The following is a 19,774-nucleotide window of genomic DNA, read 5'->3' as shown; positions in this document are numbered from 1 at the left end:
ACGCTTTCGCGCCCTCGCACGGGCGGACAATGGTCGGACAGATGTGCGGACCGGGTGTCCGGCGGTCAGTCCGTGCCGGGCCGCCAGGCGTCGTGCGCGGCCTGGACGGTGGGGTGGGTGGGGAAGACCTGTTCCAGGCCGACGAGGCGGAAGATCCGGGTGACGCGGTCCGGGACGGCGGCCAGCGCGATGCCCGCGCCGGCCGCCAGGGCGTGGTTGCGGGCGGCGATCAGCACGGTGATGCCGCTGGAGTCGCAGAACGCGAGGCCTTCGAGGTCGAGGACGAGTTGCTGGCCCGTGCGCAGGCCGAGTCCGGGCAGCTTGGCGCGGACCTCGGGTGCGGTGGTGTGGTCCAGGTCCCCGGTCAGTTCGACGACGGCCCCGGCGGTCGTGGTGCGGATGCGGAGGGTCAGGTTCCTGGTCACTGTCGCTCTTCACTGGTGGTTCGGGGCACGTGGACGGCCAGGGCGGCGGTGTCGTCGTCCACGCCGGCGCCGAAGCCGTCGAGCAGGTCGCGGACCGCCTCGATGGTGTCCGACGCGGTGGTGGGGGCCAGGGCGCGGCCGAGGTCGAGCAGGGCGTCGTCGCCGTAGCGGTCCTGGCGGCCGGCGGCGGTGTGGGCCTCGGTGAGTCCGTCGGTGTGCAGGAGCAGGGTGTCACCGGGGGCGAGGTGGACGGAGGTGGTGGCGACGTGGGCGTCGGGGAGGACACCGATGAGCTGTCCGCCGGGGGTGGGCAGAAAGTCGGCGGTGCCGTCCGCGCGCATCAGCAGGGCCGGCGGGTGGCCGCCGGCGGCCAGGGTGACGAGGAAGCCGCCCCGGTCGGTCTCGGGGGTGAGCAGACCGAAGACGACGGTGCAGAAGCGGGGGTCGTCGCCGTTGTACTCGTGGTTGAGGACCGTGTTGAGGTTGGCGAGTACGGCGGCCGGGTCGGGGTCGTAGACGGCGGCGGCGCGCAGGGTGTAGCGGGCCAGGGAGGTGATGGCCGCGGCGCCGGCGCCCTTGCCGCACACATCGCCCAGGAACAGTCCCCAGGTCCCGGCCGCCAGCGGGAAGAGGTCGTAGAAGTCGCCGCCGACCTCGTCGGCGGAGGCGATGTGGTAGTGCGCGGCCACGTCCAGGCCGGGCACGTTCGCCAGGGCCGGCGGCAGCAGCGTCTTCTGCAAGGTGGTGGCCAGGAGCTTCAGGCGGTCGCGTTCCCGGTCGGCCTCCTGGCGGGCGCGCAGCAGTTCCGTCTCGTAGGCGCGGCGGTCGCGGGCGTCCAGGAGCGTGGTGCGGATGAGCAGCGGCTGCCCGTCGCCGCCGGTCTTCACCGTCGAGGTGACCATGACCGGCAGGCGGGAGCCGTCGGCGGCCCTGAGTTCGAGGGCGATGCCGCTGATCTCGCCCTGCATCCTCAGCAGCGGGGCGAAGTGGGTCTCGTGGTAGAGCCGGCCGCCGACGGTCAGCAGGTCGGAGAAGAGTCTGCGTCCCACCAGGTCGTCGCGCTCGTAGCCGAGCCAGTCCAGCAGGGTGGCGTTGACCTTCACGATCCGCCCGTCGGGCGTCGTGGACAGATAGCCGCAGGGCGCGTGCTCGTAGAGATCCTCGGCGCTCTCCTCCATCAGTGCCGAGAACCGTGTCCGCTCGTCCACCGGACCGTGGGGCTGTCTCGCACCGCCGTCTTCGCCGCCGTCGGCCCGGGGCGTCATCCGACTGATCCCGCGAACGCGGCGATTGCCGCGGCGGTCTCCCGCGGGGCGGCGAGCTGGGGGCAGTGCCCCGTCGCCCGCAGCGTGACCAGCCGGCTTCCCGGTATCCGTTCGTGGACGAACGCGCCCACCTCCGGCGGGGCGATCGCGTCGTGGGAGCACTGGGCGACCAGCGTGGGCACCCGCACCGCCGCGAGATCGTCCCGGTTGTCGGACAGGAAGGTCACCCGGGCGAAGACGCGGGCGATCTCCGGGTCGGTGCGGCAGAAGCTGTTGGTCAGCTCCTCCGCCAGCTCGGGCCGCTCCGGGTTGCCCATGATCACCGGTGCCATGGCGCCCGACCAGCCCAGATAGTTGGCGTCCAGCGACTCCAGCAGCTCACCGATGTCCTCGGCGCTGAACCCGCCCCGGTAGCCGGTCTCCGGGTCGTCGATGAAACTCGGCGAGGGGGCGAGCAGCACCAGACCGGCGAACGCCTCCGGCTCCCGCGCGGCGGCCAGCACCCCCATCATCGCGCTCACCGAGTGCCCCACGAAGATCACCGGACCGGGTTCCAGCTCCCGGCACAGCTCAAGCACGTCGTCGACATACCCGTCCAGCGACGCGTACCGCTGCCGGTTCCACGCGGACAGCTCCGAGCGGCCCGCGCCCACGTGGTCGAAGAGGACGACGGTGAAGTCCCGCTCCAGTCGGGGCACCACCAGGCGCCACATGTTCTGGTCGCAGCCGAACCCGTGCGCCAGCATCACCACCGGTGCCCCGGCCCGCCCGGTCACCGTCACGTGGTTCCTGCTGCGCACGCTCATGCGCCACATCCTCCCAGACCGCCCCGCGGAGTGCCCTCGGACGATCCACGGTCCCGGGCGTGGGGATCCCGGAGGTTCCGCGTCAGGTCCGGGTCGGCCCGCCGCCCCGGGCGCCCGCGTTGCGGGCGTGTGCGGCGCGGCGGAGACTGGCCGGGAGCGACGGCGGCCGGAAAGGGCCTTGGCGATGGGCGACTACGCGGACCTTCCCGGCGTCAGGACCTGGTACGAGACCGAGGGCGAGGGCGAGCCGCTGGTGCTGCTGCACGGCGGCCTGAGCACCAACGGGACGTGGGGAGCACAGCGCCCGGACCTCAGCGCCGCGTACCGCGTCCACCTGCCCGAGCGGCGCGCGCACGGGCACACCCCCGATGTCGCGGGCCCGCTCTCGTACCAGGACATGGCCGACGACACGGTGGCCTTCCTGGAGCGGGTCGTGGGCGGGGCGGCGCACCTGGTCGGCTGGAGCGACGGGGGCATCGTCGCGCTGCTCGTCGCCGCCGCGCGGCCCGACCTGGTGCGCCGGGTCGTGGCGATCGGAGCCACCTTCCGCCCGTCCCCGGAGTCCTTCGCCGAGCCGGCGATGTTCGACGGCGTGGCGGCCGACGGTCCCGAACTGGCCCTCTTCCGCGAGATGTACGAGGCCGTCACGCCGGACGGGGCCGGCCACTGGCCGGTGGTGGCGGCGAAGGTGCTCGACATGTGGCGCACCCAGCCGACGCTGACCACCGAGGACCTGGGCAGGATCCCGGCGCCCACGCTGGTCATGGTCGGCGACGACGACATGATGACGCTGGAGCACACCGTCGCCCTGTACCGCGCGATCCCGGACTCCCGGCTGGCCGTGGTCCCCGGGGCCTCCCACCTGGTCCCGCTGGAGAGGCCCGCCCTGGTCAACCGGCTGATCCTCGACCATCTCGCGCAGGGCGCGCCGGAGACGATGATGCCCGTCCGGCGCGCGGCCCGGGAGCACTGACGCGCTCCTCTTCGCGGCGGGCGGCCACCGGGTCGAGGGCCAGGGCGGCGAAGGTCGCCAGCCAGTGGTCGGTGGTGAAGTCGCCGCGCTCCACCGCGGGCATGCCCGCCGCCAGGTGCGCGTCGGCGGCTTCGTCGAGGCGGCGGCGGACCGGCCCGGCGGGCAGGGCGTCCGCGAGGGAGCGCAGCGCCGCAGCCCGGCTGAGGGTGAGGCCGAGAAGGTGGCCGATCTGCGGGTCGGCGTGATCGGAGACGACCGGCACGTCCAGCGGCGGGCAGGGGGCGCCGGAGCGCAGCGCGGGCAGGAAGCGGTCGAGCCACTCGGCGAACCGCTCCCGCGGAAGGACCCTGCGGAGCGCGTCGGCCTCGCTCAGCGCCGGGGACAGGAAGTCCTGCCCCGACGGCTCCCAGTGCGCGGGGGCGTCGTGGTCGTCGGCGAACCACGTCGTCAGGCGTTCGCGTACGGCTCGGTCGGTCGCGGCCGACAGTTCTCCCGAGTCGAGTGCGAGGCCCAGCGCGAAGGCGCTGTTGGGGTGGTTGCCGTGGCGTACGGGATACGTGGCCCTGGGCATCCAGTCGGCCAGCAGCCGGTCCACGGTGCTGACGGCGGGCTCCAGCGCGCTGGTCCAGCGGGCGCCCGACGGGCCGTCGAGGGCCCGGCACTCGGCGGCGAGCGCGAGCAGCCACGCCCAGCCGTAGGGCCGCTCGAAGGTGGGGCGGTCTTGGAGGTAGGCGGCCTCGGCGGCGAGGTTGCCGGGGGTGAGGTGCCGGTCGAGCACGTCGAGGGCCGGCCCGGTGTCCGGCAGTGCGGGTGTGCCGCCGTGGCGGCGCAGCACCCGCAGGAGCAGCCAGTGCATGTGGACCGAGGAGTGCCAGTCGTAGGCGCCGTAGAAGGCGGGGTGCAGGGTGCGGGGTGCGAGCTGCTCGTCGGGCGAAGTGATCAGGTGGGCGGGGAAGTTGGGGTACTCGCGGGTGATGTTGGCCAGGGCGAGCCTGGCGAAGGGGGCCGCGTGGGCGCTGAGCGGCATCAGTGGGTGGCTCCTTCGGTGACCTTCAGGTCGCGGCCGGCCGGGGTGCGGGCGGCGGTGGCCAGCAGGGCGCGCAGTCCGTGGGCGACGACGGCGGGCGGCAGGGACGGCGCGGTGCCGTCGGGGACCTGTTCCGGTGTCTGCGGCACATGCGCGAAACCGCCCCGTACGTGCGGGAACTCGGTGGCGATGAGATGGCCGAGGCCGTAGGCCACATGGTTGCAGACGAAGGTGCCGGCCGTGTGGGAGAGGGCGGCCGGGACACCGGCCTCGCGCATCGCGGCGACGCAGGCCTTGACGGGGAGGGTGGAGAAGTAGGCGGCGGGTCCTGCCGGGACCACCGGTTCGTCGATGGGCTGCCGGCCGGCGTTGTCGGGGATCCGCGCGTCGTCGACGTTGAGGCCGGCGCGTTCGACGGTGACGGCCGGGCGACCGCCCGCCTGGCCCAGGCAGAGCACGAGATCCGGGGCTCCGGCGCGGATCGCGTCGCGCAGGACGTTGAGGGACTCGCCGAAGACGCACGGGAGTTCGGTGGCGGTGACCGTGAGCCCGGCGGGCGGTTCCGCGGCCACCAGACGGGCGGCCTGCCAGGAGGAGTTCACCTTCTCCCCGCCGAAGGGGGCGAAGCCGGTGATGAGGACACGGGGCATGGACGTTCCTTGCGGTTCGAAGGGGTGCCGGGCGGGGCCGAGGCGGCGGCTCAGAAGGCGAAGAGCGCCATGATGACCGTGCAGCAGCCGAGCAGCGCGATCCCGGTCGGCAGCTGTGCCTTGATCGGCCCGTACTGGTCCTTGAGTTCGAGCAGGGTGGCCGGGACGATGTTGAAGTTCGCGGCCATCGGGGTGCAGAGCGTGCCGGCGAATCCGGCCAGCATGCCGATCGCGAGGACGGCGGGCTCGTTGCCGTGCATCTGCTGGATGAGCACGGGCCAGCCGATCGCCGCGGTCATCACCGGGAACGCGGCGAAGGCGTTGCCCATGATGACGGTGAACAGGAACATGCCGACGCAGTACGCGACGACGGCCAGGTACTTGGAGTCGTCCGGCAGGACCTTGTCCATGATGTCGCCGACCTGCGTGCCGACCCCGGCGGCGGCGAAGATCGAACCGAGTACGGCCAGGAGTTGGGGCAGCAGCAGGGCGGAGCCCATCGCCTCCAGCATGGAGCGGCCGGAGTGGATCGGTACGGAGAGCCTCCGCTCGCCGGTGACCAGCATGCCGACGGCGAGCGCGACGACGCATCCGAGGCCGAGTCCGATCAGCGTGGCCTTGTCCTTCTCGAACAGGCCGGAGTCGTCCAGTACGGAGGCGCAGACGATCGCGACGAGCGGAATCGTCAGGGCGGGGATGAAGATCCGGCTGCCGAGCCGGGCGGCGGAGGCGTCGCGCTGTGCGGCGGTGGTCGTGACCGGGACCCCCTTGCCCAGGAAGTTGAACCCGGCGAGCACGATCAGGGCGAGGACCGCGACGCCGAGCGGTTCGGCGGGCAGGGTCCAGTCGCCGTTGCCGGCCGTGGCGTCGGCCACACCGGTGCCGTAGGGGAAGGTGAGTCCGAGCAGGCCCCAGAACGCGGCGGACGTCCACCGCTTGGGGTTGCTGCGGTCGGCCGCCATCTGGACGGCCATGACGACGAAGACGAGACCTATCAGCCAGTAGAGCCATTCGACCTTGATCACTTGTCGGCCCCCTCGGGAAGCGGCAGGTCGTGCTCGGCGGCGGCGAGCGCCATCTCGCGTTCCAGTTGCCTGTCCAGGAGCAGCAGCCGGGCGCCGTGGATGAGGAAGGCGCAGACGGCGAGCGGGATGGCCCACAGGGCCAGCTGGGTCGGTTCGATGTCCTGGTGGTACGTGGAGTTCACGAAGCCGGTGATCAGCAGGATGGAGCCGATCGCGATGAAGCAGTCCTCGCCGAAGAAGACGCCCACGGTGTCGGCCGACGCCGCGTAGGAGCGCACCTTCTCGCGCAGTCGGTCGGGCAGCCTGGCGCCGGTGGAGCGTTCGGCGGCGGCCTCCGCCATGGGCGCCACCAGGGGCCGTACGGTCTGCGCCGGGCCGCCGATGCTGTTCAGGCCGAAGGCCGCGGTGACCTGCCGCACCAGCAGGTAGACGGTGAGGAACCGGCCGGCGCTGAGCCGGCCCAGGCGGCCGATGAGGTTGCGTGCCTGTTCGCGCAGGCCGTAGCGCTCAAGCAGGCCGATCACGGGGAGCACGATGGCGTAGACGGTGACCGAGCGGCTGTCGGCGAAGGACCGGCCGAAGGCCGCGAGGACCTCCTGGGGGTTCATCTTGCCGAGCAGTCCGGTGACGATACCGGCGACGCCCACCACGAGGACGGGGTTGCGGCGCGTGACGAATCCGAGGATCACCACGACCACACCGAGGAGAACGATCATTCGGTGGCCTTCGGGCATGAGGGGGCGGGGCACGGATCCGGAGGCCTGGGAAGCGTGACTTCGGCGTCCTCGGACCATGACCCCAGATACGTGGTAGATACACGGACACTAGCGATCGTTGAACGATCTAACAAGAGGCGAATTTCACGGTGCCGCCGCCGGCGCCCGCCGGCACCGCTACGGATGTCCGTCAATCTCCCTTGTCGGATCGTTCAACGATCGTCTACGTTCAGAAGGTGATCGACCTCAACGCAGACCTCGGTGAGGGCTTCGGCCGCTGGACCCTCACCGACGACGACGCCCTGCTCTCCGTCGTCACCAGCGCCAATGTCGCCTGCGGTTTCCACGCGGGCGACCCCTCGGTGATGCGTCGCGTCTGCGACCTCGCCGCCGCGCGCGGGGTGCGGATCGGCGCCCAGGTGTCCTACCGCGACCTGGCGGGCTTCGGACGGCGCGCCATGGACGTGCCCGCCGACGAACTGGCGGCCGAGGTCGCCTACCAGATCGGCGCGCTCAGGGTGTTCGCCGAGGCCGCCGGCGCCGAGGTGGCGTATGTGAAGCCGCACGGCGCGCTCTACAACCGCACCGTCCACGACGCCGAGCAGGCCCGTGCCGTCGTCGCCGGTGTGCGGCTCGCGGGCGGTGCGCTGCCCGTACTGGGCCTGCCCGGCTCACAACTCCTCGGCGCCGCCGAGGCGGCCGGGCTCACCGGCGTGAGCGAGGCCTTCGCGGACCGCGCCTACACCCCGCACGGCACCCTCGTCCCCCGCCGCGAGGCGAACTCCGTGGTGACGGACGAGGACGCGGTGGTGCGGCGCGCGCTGACGTTCGCCGTGGCGGGGGTGATCGAGGCCGTGGACGGTACGACCGTCGCGGTCGCGGCCCGGTCGCTGTGTGTGCACGGCGACACCTCGAACGCGGCCAGGATCGCCCAGCGGGTGCGCGAGGCACTGGAGTCGTCGGGGATCGGGATCGGGGCGTTCGCATGACGGGAACCGGTTCCCCCACGGCGCGTCCCGCCGGCCGCCGCGCGCTCCTCGTCGAACTGCCCGACGCCGAGCACACCGCGGCCTTCCACGCCGAGGTGCTGCGCCGGCGCGCCGCCGGGACGATGCCACCCGTGGCGGAGATCGTGCCGGGGGCGCGGACCGTCCTGCTGGACGGGGTGCAGGACCCGCCGGCGCTGGCCCGCGCGCTCGCCGGGTGGGAGGTGCCGCGCGGCGCCGTCGACGAGGGCGAGGTCGTGGAGATCGCCGTACGCTACGACGGGCCGGACCTGGCCGACGTGGCGGCACTGTGGGGAGTCGCCCCCGAGGAGGCCGCCGCACGCCACGCCGCCCTCACCCACCGGGTCGCGTTCTGCGGTTTCGCACCCGGCTTCGGCTACCTCACCGGACTCCCTCCCGAGCTGCACGTACCCCGCAGGGCCACGCCCAGGACCCGGGTGCCGGCCGGAGCGGTCGCGGTCGCCGGCCCGTACAGCGCCGTCTACCCGCGCGCCACGCCGGGCGGCTGGCAGCTGATCGGCACCATGCCCGATCCGGGGCCGCTGTGGGACCCCGCGCGGGAGCGGGCCGCGCTGCTCACGCCGGGGACCCGGGTGCGGTTCGTCGCGACCACGGGGGTGGCGGGATGACGGCCCGGCTCACGGCCGTGCGCTGCGGCGCGCTCACCACCGTGCAGGACGCGGGCCGGCCCGGCCACGCCCATCTGGGGGTGCCCCGCTCCGGGGCCCTGGACGCGCCGGCGATGCGGCTCGCCAACCGGCTGCTCGGCAACGACCCGGACGCCGCCGTCCTGGAGACCACCCTGACCGGCTGCGCCCTGCGGCCCGACCGTGCCGTCACGGCCGTGGTCGGCGGTGCGCACTGCCCGGTCGCCGTGGACGGGCGGCCGGCCGCCTGGGGCCTGCCGGTGCGGGTGCCCGCGGGCGCGGTCCTGGACGTGGGGACGGCGACCGCGGGCGTGCGCTCGTACGTGGCGCTGGCAGGGGGCGTCGCCGCCGAACCCGTTCTCGGCAGCCGCTCCACGGACCTGCTGTCGGGGCTCGGTCCGCGGCCCCTGCGGGACGGGGACGTTGTCCCGGTGGGCACCCCCGCACGGGCGGTGGCCCTGCCCGGCGCCGCCCCCTGGCCGGCACCGCCCGCGGAACTCGTGCTGCCGGTGTGCCCGGGGCCCCGCTCCGACTGGTTCACCCCGGCCGCGCTGCGCACCCTCACCTCGGCCACGTACCGGGTCTCCCCGCACAGCAACCGCATCGGGCTGCGTACGGAGGGACCGGCGCTTGAACGGGCGGTGCCGGGTGAACTGCCCAGTGAGGGCATGGTCCTGGGCGCCGTGCAGGTCCCGCCGGACGGCCGCCCCGTGATCTTCCTGCACGACCATCCGACGACCGGGGGCTACCCGGTCGTCGCGGTCGTCGCGGAAGCCGCCCTGGCGGCGGCGGCCCAGGCCGCGGCCGGGACACCGGTGCGCTTCGTCCTCGGCTGACGCCGCGAGGCACCGCACCGGGGCCGGGGCGACGCCGGCCGGGGCTCAGCGGGTCTCGACGCGGGCCAGCCAGTCGGTGAGGAGGGACTGGAGCGCCGCGGCCTCGCCGGGGTCCAGGGCGCTGAGCAGGCGGTGTTCGTTGTGGATGTGCTCCGTGAAGGCGCGGTCGAAGAGTTCGCGTCCGGCGGCGGTCAGCGCGACGACGCGGCCCCGGCCGTCGTCCGCGGCACGGCGGCGGGTGACCAGGCCGGCCCGCTCCAGCCGGTCGACCCGCTTGGTCATGGCGCCGGTGGTGACCATGGTGTGCGCCGCCAGCTCCCCGGGTGCCCGCTCGAAGGGCTCACCGGCCCGCCGCAGGGCCGCCAGGACGTTGAAGTCGCCCTCGCCGAGCCCGTAGCGGCGGTAGACGACGCACAACTCCTCGGTGAGCAGCGCGGCCAGGCGGTGCAGCCGGCCGATGACGCCCTGGGGAGCCACGTCGAGGTCGGGCCGCTCCCGCCGCCAGGCGGCCTGGATACGGGCGACGTGGTCCGGGGCCGGGGTGCCGCTTGCCGGGGTGCTGTCCTCTTCCACACCCTCACCATACCTTCCCGGGAAGCTATATTGGCTTCCATGGAAGGTACTTTCCGATGGATCGCCCTGACCGCCGTGGCGCCGGTCGCCTGGGGTGCCAACTACTACGTCACCCGCCAGTTCCTGCCCGCCGACCAGCCGCTCTGGGGTGCCGCGCTGCGCGCGCTGCCCGCCGGCGGCCTGCTGCTCCTCGCCGCCCGTGAGCGTCCGCGCGGCGTGTGGTGGGGGCGGTCGGCCCTGCTGGGGCTGCTCAACACCAGCGCGTTCTTCGTGCTCGTCTACGTCGCCTCCCAGACCCTGGCCACGAGCACCGCTTCCATGATCATGGCGCTGTCCCCGCTGGCGCTGACGCTGGGGGCGTGGCTGCTGTTCGCCGAGCGGCCACGCACCGCTCATCTGGCAGCGGCGGCGGTGGGACCGGCGGGCGTCGCCCTGCTGCTGGGCGGCCCCGGCGCGCAGGCCCGGCCGGTCGGGGTGCTCGCGTCGGTGGCGGCCATGCTGGTCTCGGCCGCCGGATTCCTGCTGAGCAAGCGCTGGGACACCGGGCCGGGCGTGCTGTCGGTCACGGCCTGGCAGCTCACCTGCGGCGGCCTGCTCCTGCTGGCCGCCGCCGCGGCGGTGGAGGGGCCGCCGCCCGCGGTCGGGGGCGCGGCCGTGGCGGCGTACGCCTACACCTCCGTGGTGGCCACCGCCCTGGCCTTCGTCGCCTGGTTCACCGGCCTGCGGCGCCTGCCCGCGAGCACCGTGGGTCTGGTGGGCCTGCTCAACCCGCTCACCGGTGTCCTGCTCGGCGTCACCCTGGCCGGGGAGGGCCTGGGCGTCCCGCAGGTGGCGGGCATGGTGCTGGTCGTCTCCGCCGTCCTGTGCGGACGGACGAGGGCGCGCGAGCCCCGGCCGGCCGCACCGCTCCCCGGGCCTCCGTCCGCGAGGGACCCGGCGCCGTCCACCGGGGGCCGGAGGGCGGAGCGCTGCGCAGAGGGGCGGTCGGGCGGATGAGCCGCGATCCGCGCTCGACCGGAGGGACGTGCCCGAGGGCGGGGGTCGGTGAGCCACGCCGGCGTCAGGCCCTCGCGTAGCGGCTGACGGGGCGGTGGAGGCCCAAGTGGGCGCGCAGTGTGGTGGATTCGTACGCCCTGCGGAAGACCCCGCGTCGTTGCAGCTCCGGGACCAGGCCCCGGGTGATCGCGGTCAGGTCGTGCGGGAGGGCGCCGGGCCGCAGGCGGAAGCCGTCCAGGCCGGCGGCGCGCCGGTCGAGCAGCAGGTCGGCCAGTTCGCCGGGGGTGCCGGTGAAGATCTCGGCGTCGGAGGTGAGTTCGGCGCCGGCCGTCTCGTCCAGGCGTGCCCGACGGCGGGCGGCGGTGCCCGGTTTGTCGTCCAGGAGGACGAGGAGGTCGGCGAAGGTCCGCAGCGGCCGGTCCGTCACGTCCCTGCCGGTGCGCCGCACCGCCTCGTCGACCCGCGCGAGGATCGCCGCCGTGCCGGCCCGGTCGTGCGGCGTGATGTGGACGAGGTCGGAGCCGAGGGCCGCGAACTCGTACGGCGTGGAGGCGTGCGCGAGGCTCACCACCGGGGGCTGCCCCTGGGGGCTGCGCGGGGTGATCGAAGGGCCCTTCACGCTGAAGTGCGTGCCCCGGAAGTCGATGTGGTGGACCTTGTCCCGGTCGATGAAGCGGCCCGTCGCCGCGTCCCGTATCTCCGCGTCGTCCTCCCAGCTGTCCCAGAGCCGCCGTACCGCCTCCACCACCTCGGCGCCCTCCGCGAAGAGTTCGCGCAGTCGCCCGGCGATCAGCTCCGAGTCGGTCACGTCCTCCTCGGTGAGCCGGGGCGTGGTGCGGCGGCCGAAGAGGGCGGCGTCGGCCGCGCGGGAGGATATCTGCGGGCGCCAGCCGGCCCGGCCCTGCGCGGCGTGGTCGAGCGTGGCGATGCCGACGGCCAGGTGGAACGGCTCGGTGTGGGTGACGTTCGTGGTCGGGACCAGGCCGATGCGGGTGGTGAGCGGGGCGAGGTGGGAGGCGAGCAGCACCGCGTCCAGGCTGCCCCTGACCTGGTCGGTGCGGTCGTCCGGCCGGTGGAAGGCGGCGGACTGGAGGCCGAGGACGTCCTCGAAGGTCACGAAGTCGAGCAGGCCCCGCTCGGCCTCCGCGACCAGGTCGGCCCAGTACCCGGCGGTGAGCAGCTCACCGGGGCGGGCGTCCGCCTCGCGCCAGGCCGCCGGGTGCCAGCCCGCGCCGTCGAGGGCGACGGCGAGGTGCAGCGGGGCACCGGGGGTGCCCGTCGGGTGGGTGGCGCCGGTCGTGCCGGTCATGCGGAGGTCTCCTTCTCGTCCTGCCCCGCGCGCACGGGCCGTCCGGTCCACGCGGCCGGGCGGGGCGCTTCGGACAGCCCCAGGTGGTCCCGGAGCGTCGTGCCGGTGTAGTCCTCGCGGTGGACGCCCCTGTCCTGGAGCAGCGGGACCACCCGGTCCACGAAGTCGTCCAGGCCACCGGGCGTGAGGTGGGGGACGAGCACGAAGCCGTCGGCGCCCCCGCTCCGGACGTGGTGGTCGAGGGCGTCGGCGACCGTGCGGGGGCTGCCGACGAACGTGGGGCGGCCGCCGACCTCGATGACCAGCTCCCGGATCGACAGGTTCCGCTCCGCGGCGAGCCCGCGCCACCGCCGGGCCGTCTCGGCCCTGCCCTTGCGGAAGACGGAGTGTCCCTTCAGGAAGTGGGCGTCGTCCTCGGGCTCGATGTCGGGCAGCGGCCCGTCCGGGTCGTAGGCGGACAGGTCGCGGCCCCAGACCGCCTCCAGGTGGGCGATCGCGGTCCGCGGGCCGACCAGTTCGCGGCTGATCTCCTCGGCGCGGGCGGCGGCCTCCTCGTCGGTGTCGGCGACGACCGCGTTGGCGGTGGGGAGGATCAGCAGGTCGTCGGGGCCGCGGCCGTAGCGGGCCAGGCGCCGTTTCACGTCCCGGTAGAAGTCCCGGGCCACGTCGAGCCGGTGGTGTTTGCTGAAGATGACCTCGGCGTCGGACGCGGCGAACTCACGGCCCGCGTCGGACTCCCCGGACTGGATGATCACCGGGTGGCCCTGCGGGCCCGGCGGGGTGGAGAACCGTCCGGACACGTCGAAGTGCCTCCCCCGGTGGGCGAAGCTCCCTGCCCCGGACCGTACGAACTCTCCCGCCGCCCTGTCGGCCCTCAGATCACCCTCGGCCCAGCTGTCCCACAACTCCCGTGCCGTGGAGAGGAATTCGGCGGCCCGGGGGTACCGGTCGGCCTCGGTGAGGAAGCCGCCCCTGCGGAAGTTCTCGCCGGTGAACGCGTCGTGGCTGGTGACCACGTTCCAGGCGGCCCGCCCGCCGCTGAGGCGGTCCAGGGTCGCGAACCTGCGCGCCACCTCGTACGGCTCGTTGAAGGTGGTGTTGACCGTGGCGGCCAGCCCGAGGTGCGTGGTGGCGGCGGCCAGGGCGCTCAGCACGGTCAGGTTCTCCGGGCGGCCCGCGATGTCCAGGTCGTAGATCTGCCCCTTGTGCTCGCGCAGCCGCAGCCCCTCGGCGAGGAAGAAGAAGTCGAACCTGCCGCGTTCGGCGGTCCGCGCGAGGTGGACGAAGGAGTCGATGGAGATCTGGCTCCCGGAACGCGGGTCCGACCAGACGGTCACATTGTGGATGCCGGGCAACTGGACTGCGAGGTGCACCTGTTTCTTTCGGGTGGCGGGCACGGTGCGGTCTCCTCCTGCGAGGTTCAACGGGGCGGGGGGCGTTGTCGGAGCGTGCGCGGGCCGCTCCGAGGCGGTCGGCCGCGGTGCGTCAGGCCACCGGGGCCGCAGCCGTCTCGGCCGGAGCCGCCGGCCGCCGGGCGGGGAAGCCCGCGCGCCGGGCGTACAGGACGACGGCGATCACCGGCAGCAGGAGCAGCAGCACCGTCCAGGGGAAGGACTCGCTGCCGACCACGTCGAGCAGGATGCCGCCGACGATGCCGCCGCCCGCCATCGCGGCGTTCCAGAGCGTGACGAGCATCGCCTGGGCCGAGTCGGCGGACTCGCCGCCCGCGTCACCGACGGCGGTCTGGAGCAGCGTGGGCACGCCGCCCCAGCCCAGGCCCCACAGCACCACCGCGGCATAGACGAGTGCGGTGGTGTCGGAGAGGACGGCAAGCAGCGCCGCGGCCAGGGCCACCAGCAGGGCGCCGCCGACGGTGAGGCCGCGCAGCCGGCGGTTGATCTGCGCGCCGACGATCCAGATGCTCGCCAGCGAGGCGGCGCCGAAGACGAGCAGCACCAGGCCGGTGCTGCCGCCCAGGCCCAGGTCGTCGAGGTAGGTGGCGATGTACGCGTACAGGACGGTGTGGGCCAGGACGAAGACGAGTGTGACGAAGAGGACCGGGCTCACGCCCGGGATGCGCAGGGTGCGCAGCATCTTCGGCCGCTCGCCGCGCTCCTGCCCGGGGAAGTCCGGTACGGCCATCACGATCCACACCAGGAGCAGCACCGTGAGCGCCGTCATCGCCCAGAACGGCATCCGCCAGCCGAGCCGGTCGCCCAGGAAGGTGCCGGCGGGCACACCGAGGGAGAGGGCGAGCGGGATGCCCGCCATGGCGATGGCCATCGCCTTGCCCTGGAGGTGGACGGGGGCCATGCGGCGCGCGTAGCCGGCGAGCAGGGCCCAGGCCAGGCCGGCCGCGACGCCGGCGACGAACCGCGCCGCCGTCGTCAGCCCGTAGACGGACGACACGGCCGTCACGGTGTTGCCGAGGGCGAAGCCGCCCATGGCGGTGAGCAGCAGCTTCTTGCGCCGCCGGCCCGCGGTGGCGGCGGTGAGCGGGATCGCGGTCAGCGCGGTGCCGATCGCGTAGACGGTGACCGTCTGACCGGTCGCGGACTCGCTCACCCGCAGGTCCCGGCTCATCGCGGGCAGCAGACCCGCGGGAAGGGTCTCGGTGAGGCTGGTGACGAAGACGGCGGTGGCGAGGGCGAGCAGGGCGAACAGCGGAAGCCCCTGCTGTTCCTCGCCTTCGCTCTTCGGGTCCGGTGCCGCCGTGTCGGGTGCGGTGCTCATGGGGAGGTGCTCCAGGTTTGCCGGACGAGAGGTGTGGGGCGGCGGAGGTGAGCCGGGCCGGCCTGTGCGGCGGAGCCGACGGCGGTGGACTCGCCGACGGCGAGGGCCTTGGCACGCGTACCCGGTCGTGGTTGCCGCTCCCTCCGGGGTGCCCGTTCCTCGCCGGGGCGTGGTGCCGCCCGCCAGGACGACTCTGCGCCCGGGTGCTTCGGGGAACCTTCGGGAAAGCTTCGGAACGGCCGGTGGCCCGGCCGGCGGTGGGGCCGGTGCTGTCGAGGTGCGCCGGGGCCGGTCCCGGGGACATGTACGGTGACGCCCATGCGGTTTGGGGTGCTCGGGCCACTGGTGGTGTGGGACGCGGAGGGCCGGGAGGTCAGGGTTCCCGAGACCAAGGTCCGGGCCCTGCTGGCGGATCTGCTCGCCCACGACGGAGGACCGGTCTCCGCCGACCGGCTCATCGACGACCTGTGGGGCGACGCCCCTCCCGGCAGCCCCTCTGGCGCCCTTCAGGCCAAGGTCTCCCAGCTGCGCCGGGTCGTCGGCCGGGACCGGGTGGTGCGGCAGCCGCCGGGCTACCGGCTGCGGCTCGACGCGGGCGACGACGAGGTGGACGCCGTACGCTTCCGTGCCCTGGTGACCGAGGCCCGGCCCGTGCCCGACCCCCGCGTGCGGGCCGCGCTGCTCACCGAGGCCCTGGAGCTGTGGCGGGGGCCGGCGTACGCCGACTTCGCGGACGGCGGATTCGTCCGGGGGGCCGCGCGGCGCCTCGCGGAGCAGCGGCTGTCCGTGCTGGAGGAGCAGGCGGAGGCGCGGCTGGAGGCGGGGGACCACACGCTCCTCGTCGGAGAGCTGGCCGGCCTCGTGGCGCGGCACCCGCTGCGGGAGCGCCTGCGTGCCGTCCAGATCAGGGTCCTGTACGCGGCGGGGCGCCAGAGCGAGGCGCTCGCGTCGTACGACGATCTGAGGTCCCGGCTCGTCGAAGAGCTGGGGGTCGACCCGGGCCCCGCACTGGCCGCCCTGCACGAGGCGGTGCTGCGCCAGGACCCGGTGCTGAGCACGCGGGTCCCCACCGCAAGGGACACGGCGGGTCGGGCGGCGGACACACGCACCGCGGGCACGACGGCCGCCGCGGGCGGCGCGGACGCGGCGCGCACGTGCCCCCACTCCAACCTCCCCCTCCCCCTCACACGCCTCGTCGGCCGTCGCCGGGCCCTCGCCCGGCTCTCCCGGCTCCTCGCGGAGACACGGCTGGTGACCCTCACCGGCCCCGGCGGGGTCGGCAAGACCCGGCTGGCCGTGGCGGCGGCCACCGCCGAGCGGGACGGCGCCCGGAGCGGTGAACCGGGCGCCGAGGTGTGGCTCGTGGAGTTCGCCGGCATCCGCGCAGACACCGCCGCCGACCTGGCCCAGGTCGTCGCCGCCACCCTCGGCGTCCGGGACGACGCCCCTCGCTCGCTGCCGGGCGCCGACATCTCCGCCCCTTCCCTGCCGCACCGTCTCGCCGCCGCCCTGCGCGACCGCCGCGCGCTGCTCGTCCTGGACAACTGCGAGCACGTCGTCGACGCCGCCGCCGAACTCACCGAACTGCTCCTGCGCACCGCGCCCGGCCTGCGCGTCCTTGCCACCGGACAGGAGCCGCTCGCTCTGGCGGGCGAGGCGGTGTTCCTCGTGGAGCCCCTGCAGCCCGCCGACGCGGTCCGGCTGTTCATGGAACGCGCGGCCGCCGCGACCCCCGGCTTCCCGCGCGATCCGGACGCCCCGGACGAGCCCGAGCGCCTGGCCGTCGCCGAGATCTGCCGCCGCCTCGACGGCATCCCGCTCGCCCTGGAACTCGCCGCCACTCGGGTACGGGCTCTGGGGGTACGGGAGTTGGCGGCCCGGCTGGGCGACCGCTTCCGGTTGCTGACCCTCGGGCGACGCGGTGCCCCGGCGCGTCAGCAGACGCTGCGGGCGGTGATCGACTGGAGCTGGGAGCTGCTCGGCACGCCCGAACGCATCGTCCTGCGGCGCCTCGCCGCGCACAGCGACGGCTGCGACCTGGCCGCCGCCGAAGCGGTCTGCGCGGGTGACGGTGTCGCCCGACAGGAGGTGCTCGACCTGGTGACCCGGCTGGTCGACCGGTCCCTGGTGGTCGTGGTGGACGGGCCCACCGGCCCGCGTTACCGGCTCCTGGAGTCCGTCGCCGCGTACGCGACCGAGCGGCTCCACGAGACGGCGGACGACCTCAGCGCCGTACGGGACCGTCACCTGCGCCACTACCTGGCGCTCGCCGAACACGCCGAGCCGCTGTTGCGCGGGCCCGGACAGCGGTCCTGGCTGGCCCGGTTGGACGCCGAGGCCGGCAATCTGCGTACGGCGCTCGACGAGGCGGTGCGCCGCCCGGGAGCGGGCGAGGCGGGGGAAGCGGTTCGGCTGGCCACCGCCCTGGCCTGGTGGTGGCTGCTGCGTGGCCGCCTCACCGAGGCCCGCCGCAGCCTGGGGTCGGTGCCGGCCGCGGCTCCCGGTCACTGCTCCCCCGCCGAACTCACCCTCCTGCACGCCGCGTTCGCCCTGCTCACCGGGGACCACGCGGCGCTCGACGCCCCCACGGCGGGCGGTGCCTCCGCGGCGCGGGGCCGTCGCACCGCTGAACGCGCCCTCGTCGCCACCGGCGACGCCGTCCCCGACCCGGTGCGCCGCGCCCGTGCCCTGTGGCTCTGCGCGTACGGCCTCTTCAGCGCGGGTGACACAGTCGCGGGCCATGAGCTGAACAGCCGTGCCCTCGCCCTGTTCGACACCGCCGAGGACCGGTGGGGCATTGCCGCCGCACTCGGCCTGCGCGCCACGCTCGCGCTGGTCGGCGGCGACCTCGCCGGACTCGGCCGCGACGGGTTGCGCAGCGCCCTGCTCTTCCGTGAACTGGGCGACCCCTGGGGCGAGTTGCAAACCGTCTCCCCACTCGCCGCGCTCGCCGAGATCAAGGGCGCCTACGAGGAGGCGGAGCGCCGTCAGCACGAGGGCCTGCGGATGGCGCGGGAGTTGGGGCTGGCGGCGGAGGTGTCCGCGCGGCTCTCCGGGCTCGGCCGCCTCGCGCTGCTGGCCAAGGACTGGGACCGCGCCCGTGATCTGCACGAACAGGCACGCCGGAGCGCCGCGGAACAGGGCTACAAGTACGGGGAGATCCACTCCGAGATGGGCCTCGCCCTGGGCGCGCGCCGCTCCGGCGACCTCGACGGGGCCGAGGTGCACCTGCTGCGCATCCGCGACGGCTACGCCGACGTGTCCTCCCGGGCGGGCGACCACCTGCTCCTGGCCGAGCTGGGCTTCGTCGCCGAACTCCGCGGTGACGCGCGTGCGGCGGCGGCGCACCACCTGGCGGGGCTGGAGGTCGCCCGCGCCCTCGCGGAGCCCCGCGCCCTGGCGCTCTCCCTGGAAGGACTCGCGGGCGCGGCGGCCCTGCCCGGCCACGGCTGCGACGCCACCTGCGCGGCCGTCCTGCTGGGCGCGGCGGCGGCCGCCCGCCGCCGCGCCGGAGCCCCGCTGCCGCCGGCCGAACGCGCCGACGTCGACCGCGTCACCGCCTCGGCCCAGGCCGCCCTGGGCGAGGGCGCGTTCACAAGGGCGTACGACCGCGGCGCCCGGCTGACCGCCGAGGACGCGGCCGGCCACGCGCGTACGGCGCTCTCTCAGGGACGGGGCGCCTCCGGCTGAAACGCGGAAGCCGGGACAGCGGACACGGGCCGACGCGGGGCACGGGCCGCAGACTTACCCGGGGACCGGCGCTCTCCTCGTCGGGCCGCCCACGGGCCGAGGACGAACCCTCCGCCCTCCCGCCGGACTTCCACTGCGCCGGCACCCGCGAAGTGCGCGGGGACGAGCAGTTCGCGTTCGTCGGCGGCCCGCCCGAGGATCCGCCGGCGGCTGGCGACCGCCTGTTCGGGGGCGAGGCAGGCGTTGCTGTTGCAGCAAGGGCTGAGGATCTGCACCGGGCTGTGCACCAGGTCGCCGACGAAGACCGCGCGCTCGCTCCCGGAGGCGAGCCGCAGCACGGACGAACCGGGAGTGTGGCCGGGCGCGGACTCCAGGGTGAGGTGTTCGTCGACGCGGTGCAGGCCGTCCCACAGGAGGGCCTGCCCGGCCCGGTGGACGGGCGCGACACTGTCCTCGTAGATCAGGCGGTCGACCGCCTGTCGGCCGTTCCCGTAGGCGTTGTCCGGACCGTAGTGGAAGTCGTCCGCGGCGGGAAGGAGGTACTGGGCGTTGGGGAACGTCGGCACCCAATGCCCGTCCGCCTCCACGGTGTTCCAGCCGACGTGGTCGACGTGGAGGTGGGTGTTGACGACGACATCCACGTCCTGCGGACGGACACCGGCCGCCGCCAGGAGGGCGAGGAAGTCCCCCTGGCACTGATGGAAGGGCGGCATGCCGGGGCGCTCCCGCCCGTTGCCCGCTCCCGTGTCGACCAGGACCGTCCGCCCGGCGCTGCGCAGCACCCAGGTCTGCAGGGCCAGGACCGCCCAGCCGCTTTCCGGCTCCCAGTGGTCCGGCACCAGCCGGTCCGCGTTGTCCTTCCACACCTTCGCGCCCGCCTGCGGGAACATGTCGGAGGCGGGTGCGAACGGCTGCTGCCATTCGACGACCCGGATGACCTCGACATCCCCCAGCATCATGCTCCGCACCCGGTCGTTCTCGTTCTCGTTAGCCATGTGCTCGACGTTAGGAAGGGCCGGACGATCCTCTCAATGCGCCGGCGGCTCAATGGGATACGTGTCCGTCTCATCCGCGTCCGGCTCGCCCGGCATACGGC

The 19,774-nt window shown here is 74.4% G+C and carries 18 protein-coding genes; 6 read left to right on the top strand and 12 right to left on the bottom strand.

Features of this window, described 5'->3' with window-relative positions:
- Positions 1-65: 65 nt before the first annotated feature.
- From AC4IHM_RS32005 to AC4IHM_RS31995, 3 genes are read right to left on the bottom strand one after another with little or no spacing between them, the layout of a single operon-like run.
- A complete protein-coding gene (locus AC4IHM_RS32005) occupies positions 66-425 on the bottom strand; it encodes an STAS domain-containing protein (protein WP_490870453.1) in 360 nt (119 codons plus the stop codon).
- Positions 422-1,690 (bottom strand): PP2C family protein-serine/threonine phosphatase, encoded by a 1,269-nt coding sequence (locus AC4IHM_RS32000; protein ID WP_490870452.1) that lies wholly within the window; start codon positions 1,688-1,690, stop codon positions 422-424. Before AC4IHM_RS32000 ends, AC4IHM_RS32005 begins: the two co-directional genes overlap by 4 nt.
- Positions 1,687-2,496, bottom strand: coding sequence for an alpha/beta fold hydrolase (locus AC4IHM_RS31995; protein ID WP_490870451.1), 810 nt, complete (start codon positions 2,494-2,496; stop codon positions 1,687-1,689). Before AC4IHM_RS31995 ends, AC4IHM_RS32000 begins: the two co-directional genes overlap by 4 nt.
- 184 nt (positions 2,497-2,680) lie before the next feature.
- On the opposite strand from AC4IHM_RS31995, the gene AC4IHM_RS31990 reads away from it, so the two are divergent.
- Positions 2,681-3,469, top strand: coding sequence for an alpha/beta fold hydrolase (locus AC4IHM_RS31990; protein ID WP_490870450.1), 789 nt, complete (start codon positions 2,681-2,683; stop codon positions 3,467-3,469).
- Here AC4IHM_RS31990 and AC4IHM_RS31985 read toward each other — a convergent pair.
- The 4 genes from AC4IHM_RS31985 to AC4IHM_RS31970 are packed head-to-tail and all read right to left on the bottom strand — an operon-like array spanning position 3,387 to position 6,887.
- Positions 3,387-4,496 (bottom strand): DUF2891 domain-containing protein, encoded by a 1,110-nt coding sequence (locus AC4IHM_RS31985; protein WP_490870449.1) that lies wholly within the window; start codon positions 4,494-4,496, stop codon positions 3,387-3,389. The two genes, AC4IHM_RS31990 and AC4IHM_RS31985, sit on opposite strands and share 83 nt — an antisense overlap.
- Entirely contained in the window at positions 4,496-5,146 is a 651-nt protein-coding gene (gene pcp, locus AC4IHM_RS31980; protein ID WP_490870448.1) for a pyroglutamyl-peptidase I, read from the bottom strand. Before pcp ends, AC4IHM_RS31985 begins: the two co-directional genes overlap by 1 nt.
- A gap of 50 nt (positions 5,147-5,196) precedes the next feature.
- Positions 5,197-6,171 carry a DUF979 domain-containing protein gene (locus AC4IHM_RS31975; protein WP_490870447.1) on the bottom strand — a complete coding sequence of 325 codons (975 nt, stop codon included), beginning with the start codon at positions 6,169-6,171 and terminating at the stop codon, positions 5,197-5,199.
- Positions 6,168-6,887, bottom strand: coding sequence for a DUF969 domain-containing protein (locus AC4IHM_RS31970; RefSeq protein ID WP_490870446.1), 720 nt, complete (start codon positions 6,885-6,887; stop codon positions 6,168-6,170). Before AC4IHM_RS31970 ends, AC4IHM_RS31975 begins: the two co-directional genes overlap by 4 nt.
- 236 nt (positions 6,888-7,123) lie before the next feature.
- On the opposite strand from AC4IHM_RS31970, the gene AC4IHM_RS31965 reads away from it, so the two are divergent.
- From AC4IHM_RS31965 to AC4IHM_RS31955, 3 genes are read left to right on the top strand one after another with little or no spacing between them, the layout of a single operon-like run.
- On the top strand, positions 7,124-7,876 hold the full coding sequence (locus tag AC4IHM_RS31965; RefSeq protein ID WP_490870445.1) for a LamB/YcsF family protein: 753 nt from the start codon (positions 7,124-7,126) through the stop codon (positions 7,874-7,876).
- Complete coding sequence (locus AC4IHM_RS31960; protein WP_490870444.1) at positions 7,873-8,523, top strand: 5-oxoprolinase subunit B family protein; 651 nt, start codon at positions 7,873-7,875, stop codon at positions 8,521-8,523. Before AC4IHM_RS31965 ends, AC4IHM_RS31960 begins: the two co-directional genes overlap by 4 nt.
- Positions 8,520-9,377, top strand: a complete 858-nt coding sequence (locus tag AC4IHM_RS31955; protein ID WP_490870443.1) for a 5-oxoprolinase subunit C family protein — start codon at positions 8,520-8,522, stop codon at positions 9,375-9,377. Before AC4IHM_RS31960 ends, AC4IHM_RS31955 begins: the two co-directional genes overlap by 4 nt.
- Before the next feature lie 45 nt (positions 9,378-9,422).
- Here the strand turns inward: AC4IHM_RS31955 and AC4IHM_RS31950 are convergent, their stop codons facing one another.
- Entirely contained in the window at positions 9,423-9,950 is a 528-nt protein-coding gene (locus AC4IHM_RS31950; RefSeq protein WP_490870442.1) for a MarR family winged helix-turn-helix transcriptional regulator, read from the bottom strand.
- Positions 9,951-9,989: 39 nt separating this feature from the next.
- Here AC4IHM_RS31950 and AC4IHM_RS31945 point away from each other — a divergent pair, with 39 nt between their 5' ends.
- A complete protein-coding gene (locus tag AC4IHM_RS31945) occupies positions 9,990-10,946 on the top strand; it encodes a DMT family transporter (RefSeq protein WP_490870441.1) in 957 nt (318 codons plus the stop codon).
- 64 nt (positions 10,947-11,010) lie between these two features.
- On the opposite strand, the gene AC4IHM_RS31940 is transcribed toward AC4IHM_RS31945, so the two are convergent.
- The 3 genes from AC4IHM_RS31940 to AC4IHM_RS31930 all read right to left on the bottom strand — a co-directional run bounded on the left by AC4IHM_RS31940 (position 11,011) and on the right by AC4IHM_RS31930 (position 14,988).
- Positions 11,011-12,255: an LLM class flavin-dependent oxidoreductase gene (locus AC4IHM_RS31940; RefSeq protein ID WP_490870440.1), complete on the bottom strand. Its 1,245-nt coding sequence runs from the start codon at positions 12,253-12,255 to the stop codon at positions 11,011-11,013.
- Positions 12,252-13,652 (bottom strand): NtaA/DmoA family FMN-dependent monooxygenase, encoded by a 1,401-nt coding sequence (locus AC4IHM_RS31935; RefSeq protein ID WP_490870439.1) that lies wholly within the window; start codon positions 13,650-13,652, stop codon positions 12,252-12,254. Before AC4IHM_RS31935 ends, AC4IHM_RS31940 begins: the two co-directional genes overlap by 4 nt.
- A gap of 88 nt (positions 13,653-13,740) precedes the next feature.
- On the bottom strand, positions 13,741-14,988 hold the full coding sequence (locus AC4IHM_RS31930; protein WP_490870438.1) for an MFS transporter: 1,248 nt from the start codon (positions 14,986-14,988) through the stop codon (positions 13,741-13,743).
- Positions 14,989-15,306: 318 nt separating this feature from the next.
- On the opposite strand from AC4IHM_RS31930, the gene AC4IHM_RS31925 reads away from it, so the two are divergent.
- A complete protein-coding gene (locus AC4IHM_RS31925; protein ID WP_490870437.1) occupies positions 15,307-18,678 on the top strand; it encodes an ATP-binding protein in 3,372 nt (1,123 codons plus the stop codon).
- Here AC4IHM_RS31925 and AC4IHM_RS31920 read toward each other — a convergent pair.
- Positions 18,654-19,673, bottom strand: coding sequence for an MBL fold metallo-hydrolase (locus AC4IHM_RS31920; RefSeq protein WP_490870436.1), 1,020 nt, complete (start codon positions 19,671-19,673; stop codon positions 18,654-18,656). The two genes, AC4IHM_RS31925 and AC4IHM_RS31920, sit on opposite strands and share 25 nt — an antisense overlap.
- Positions 19,674-19,774 lie beyond the last annotated feature (101 nt).

This window comes from Streptomyces sp. SL06, assembly GCF_058244745.1.
This window is presented reverse-complemented; position numbering and strand designations above follow the sequence as displayed.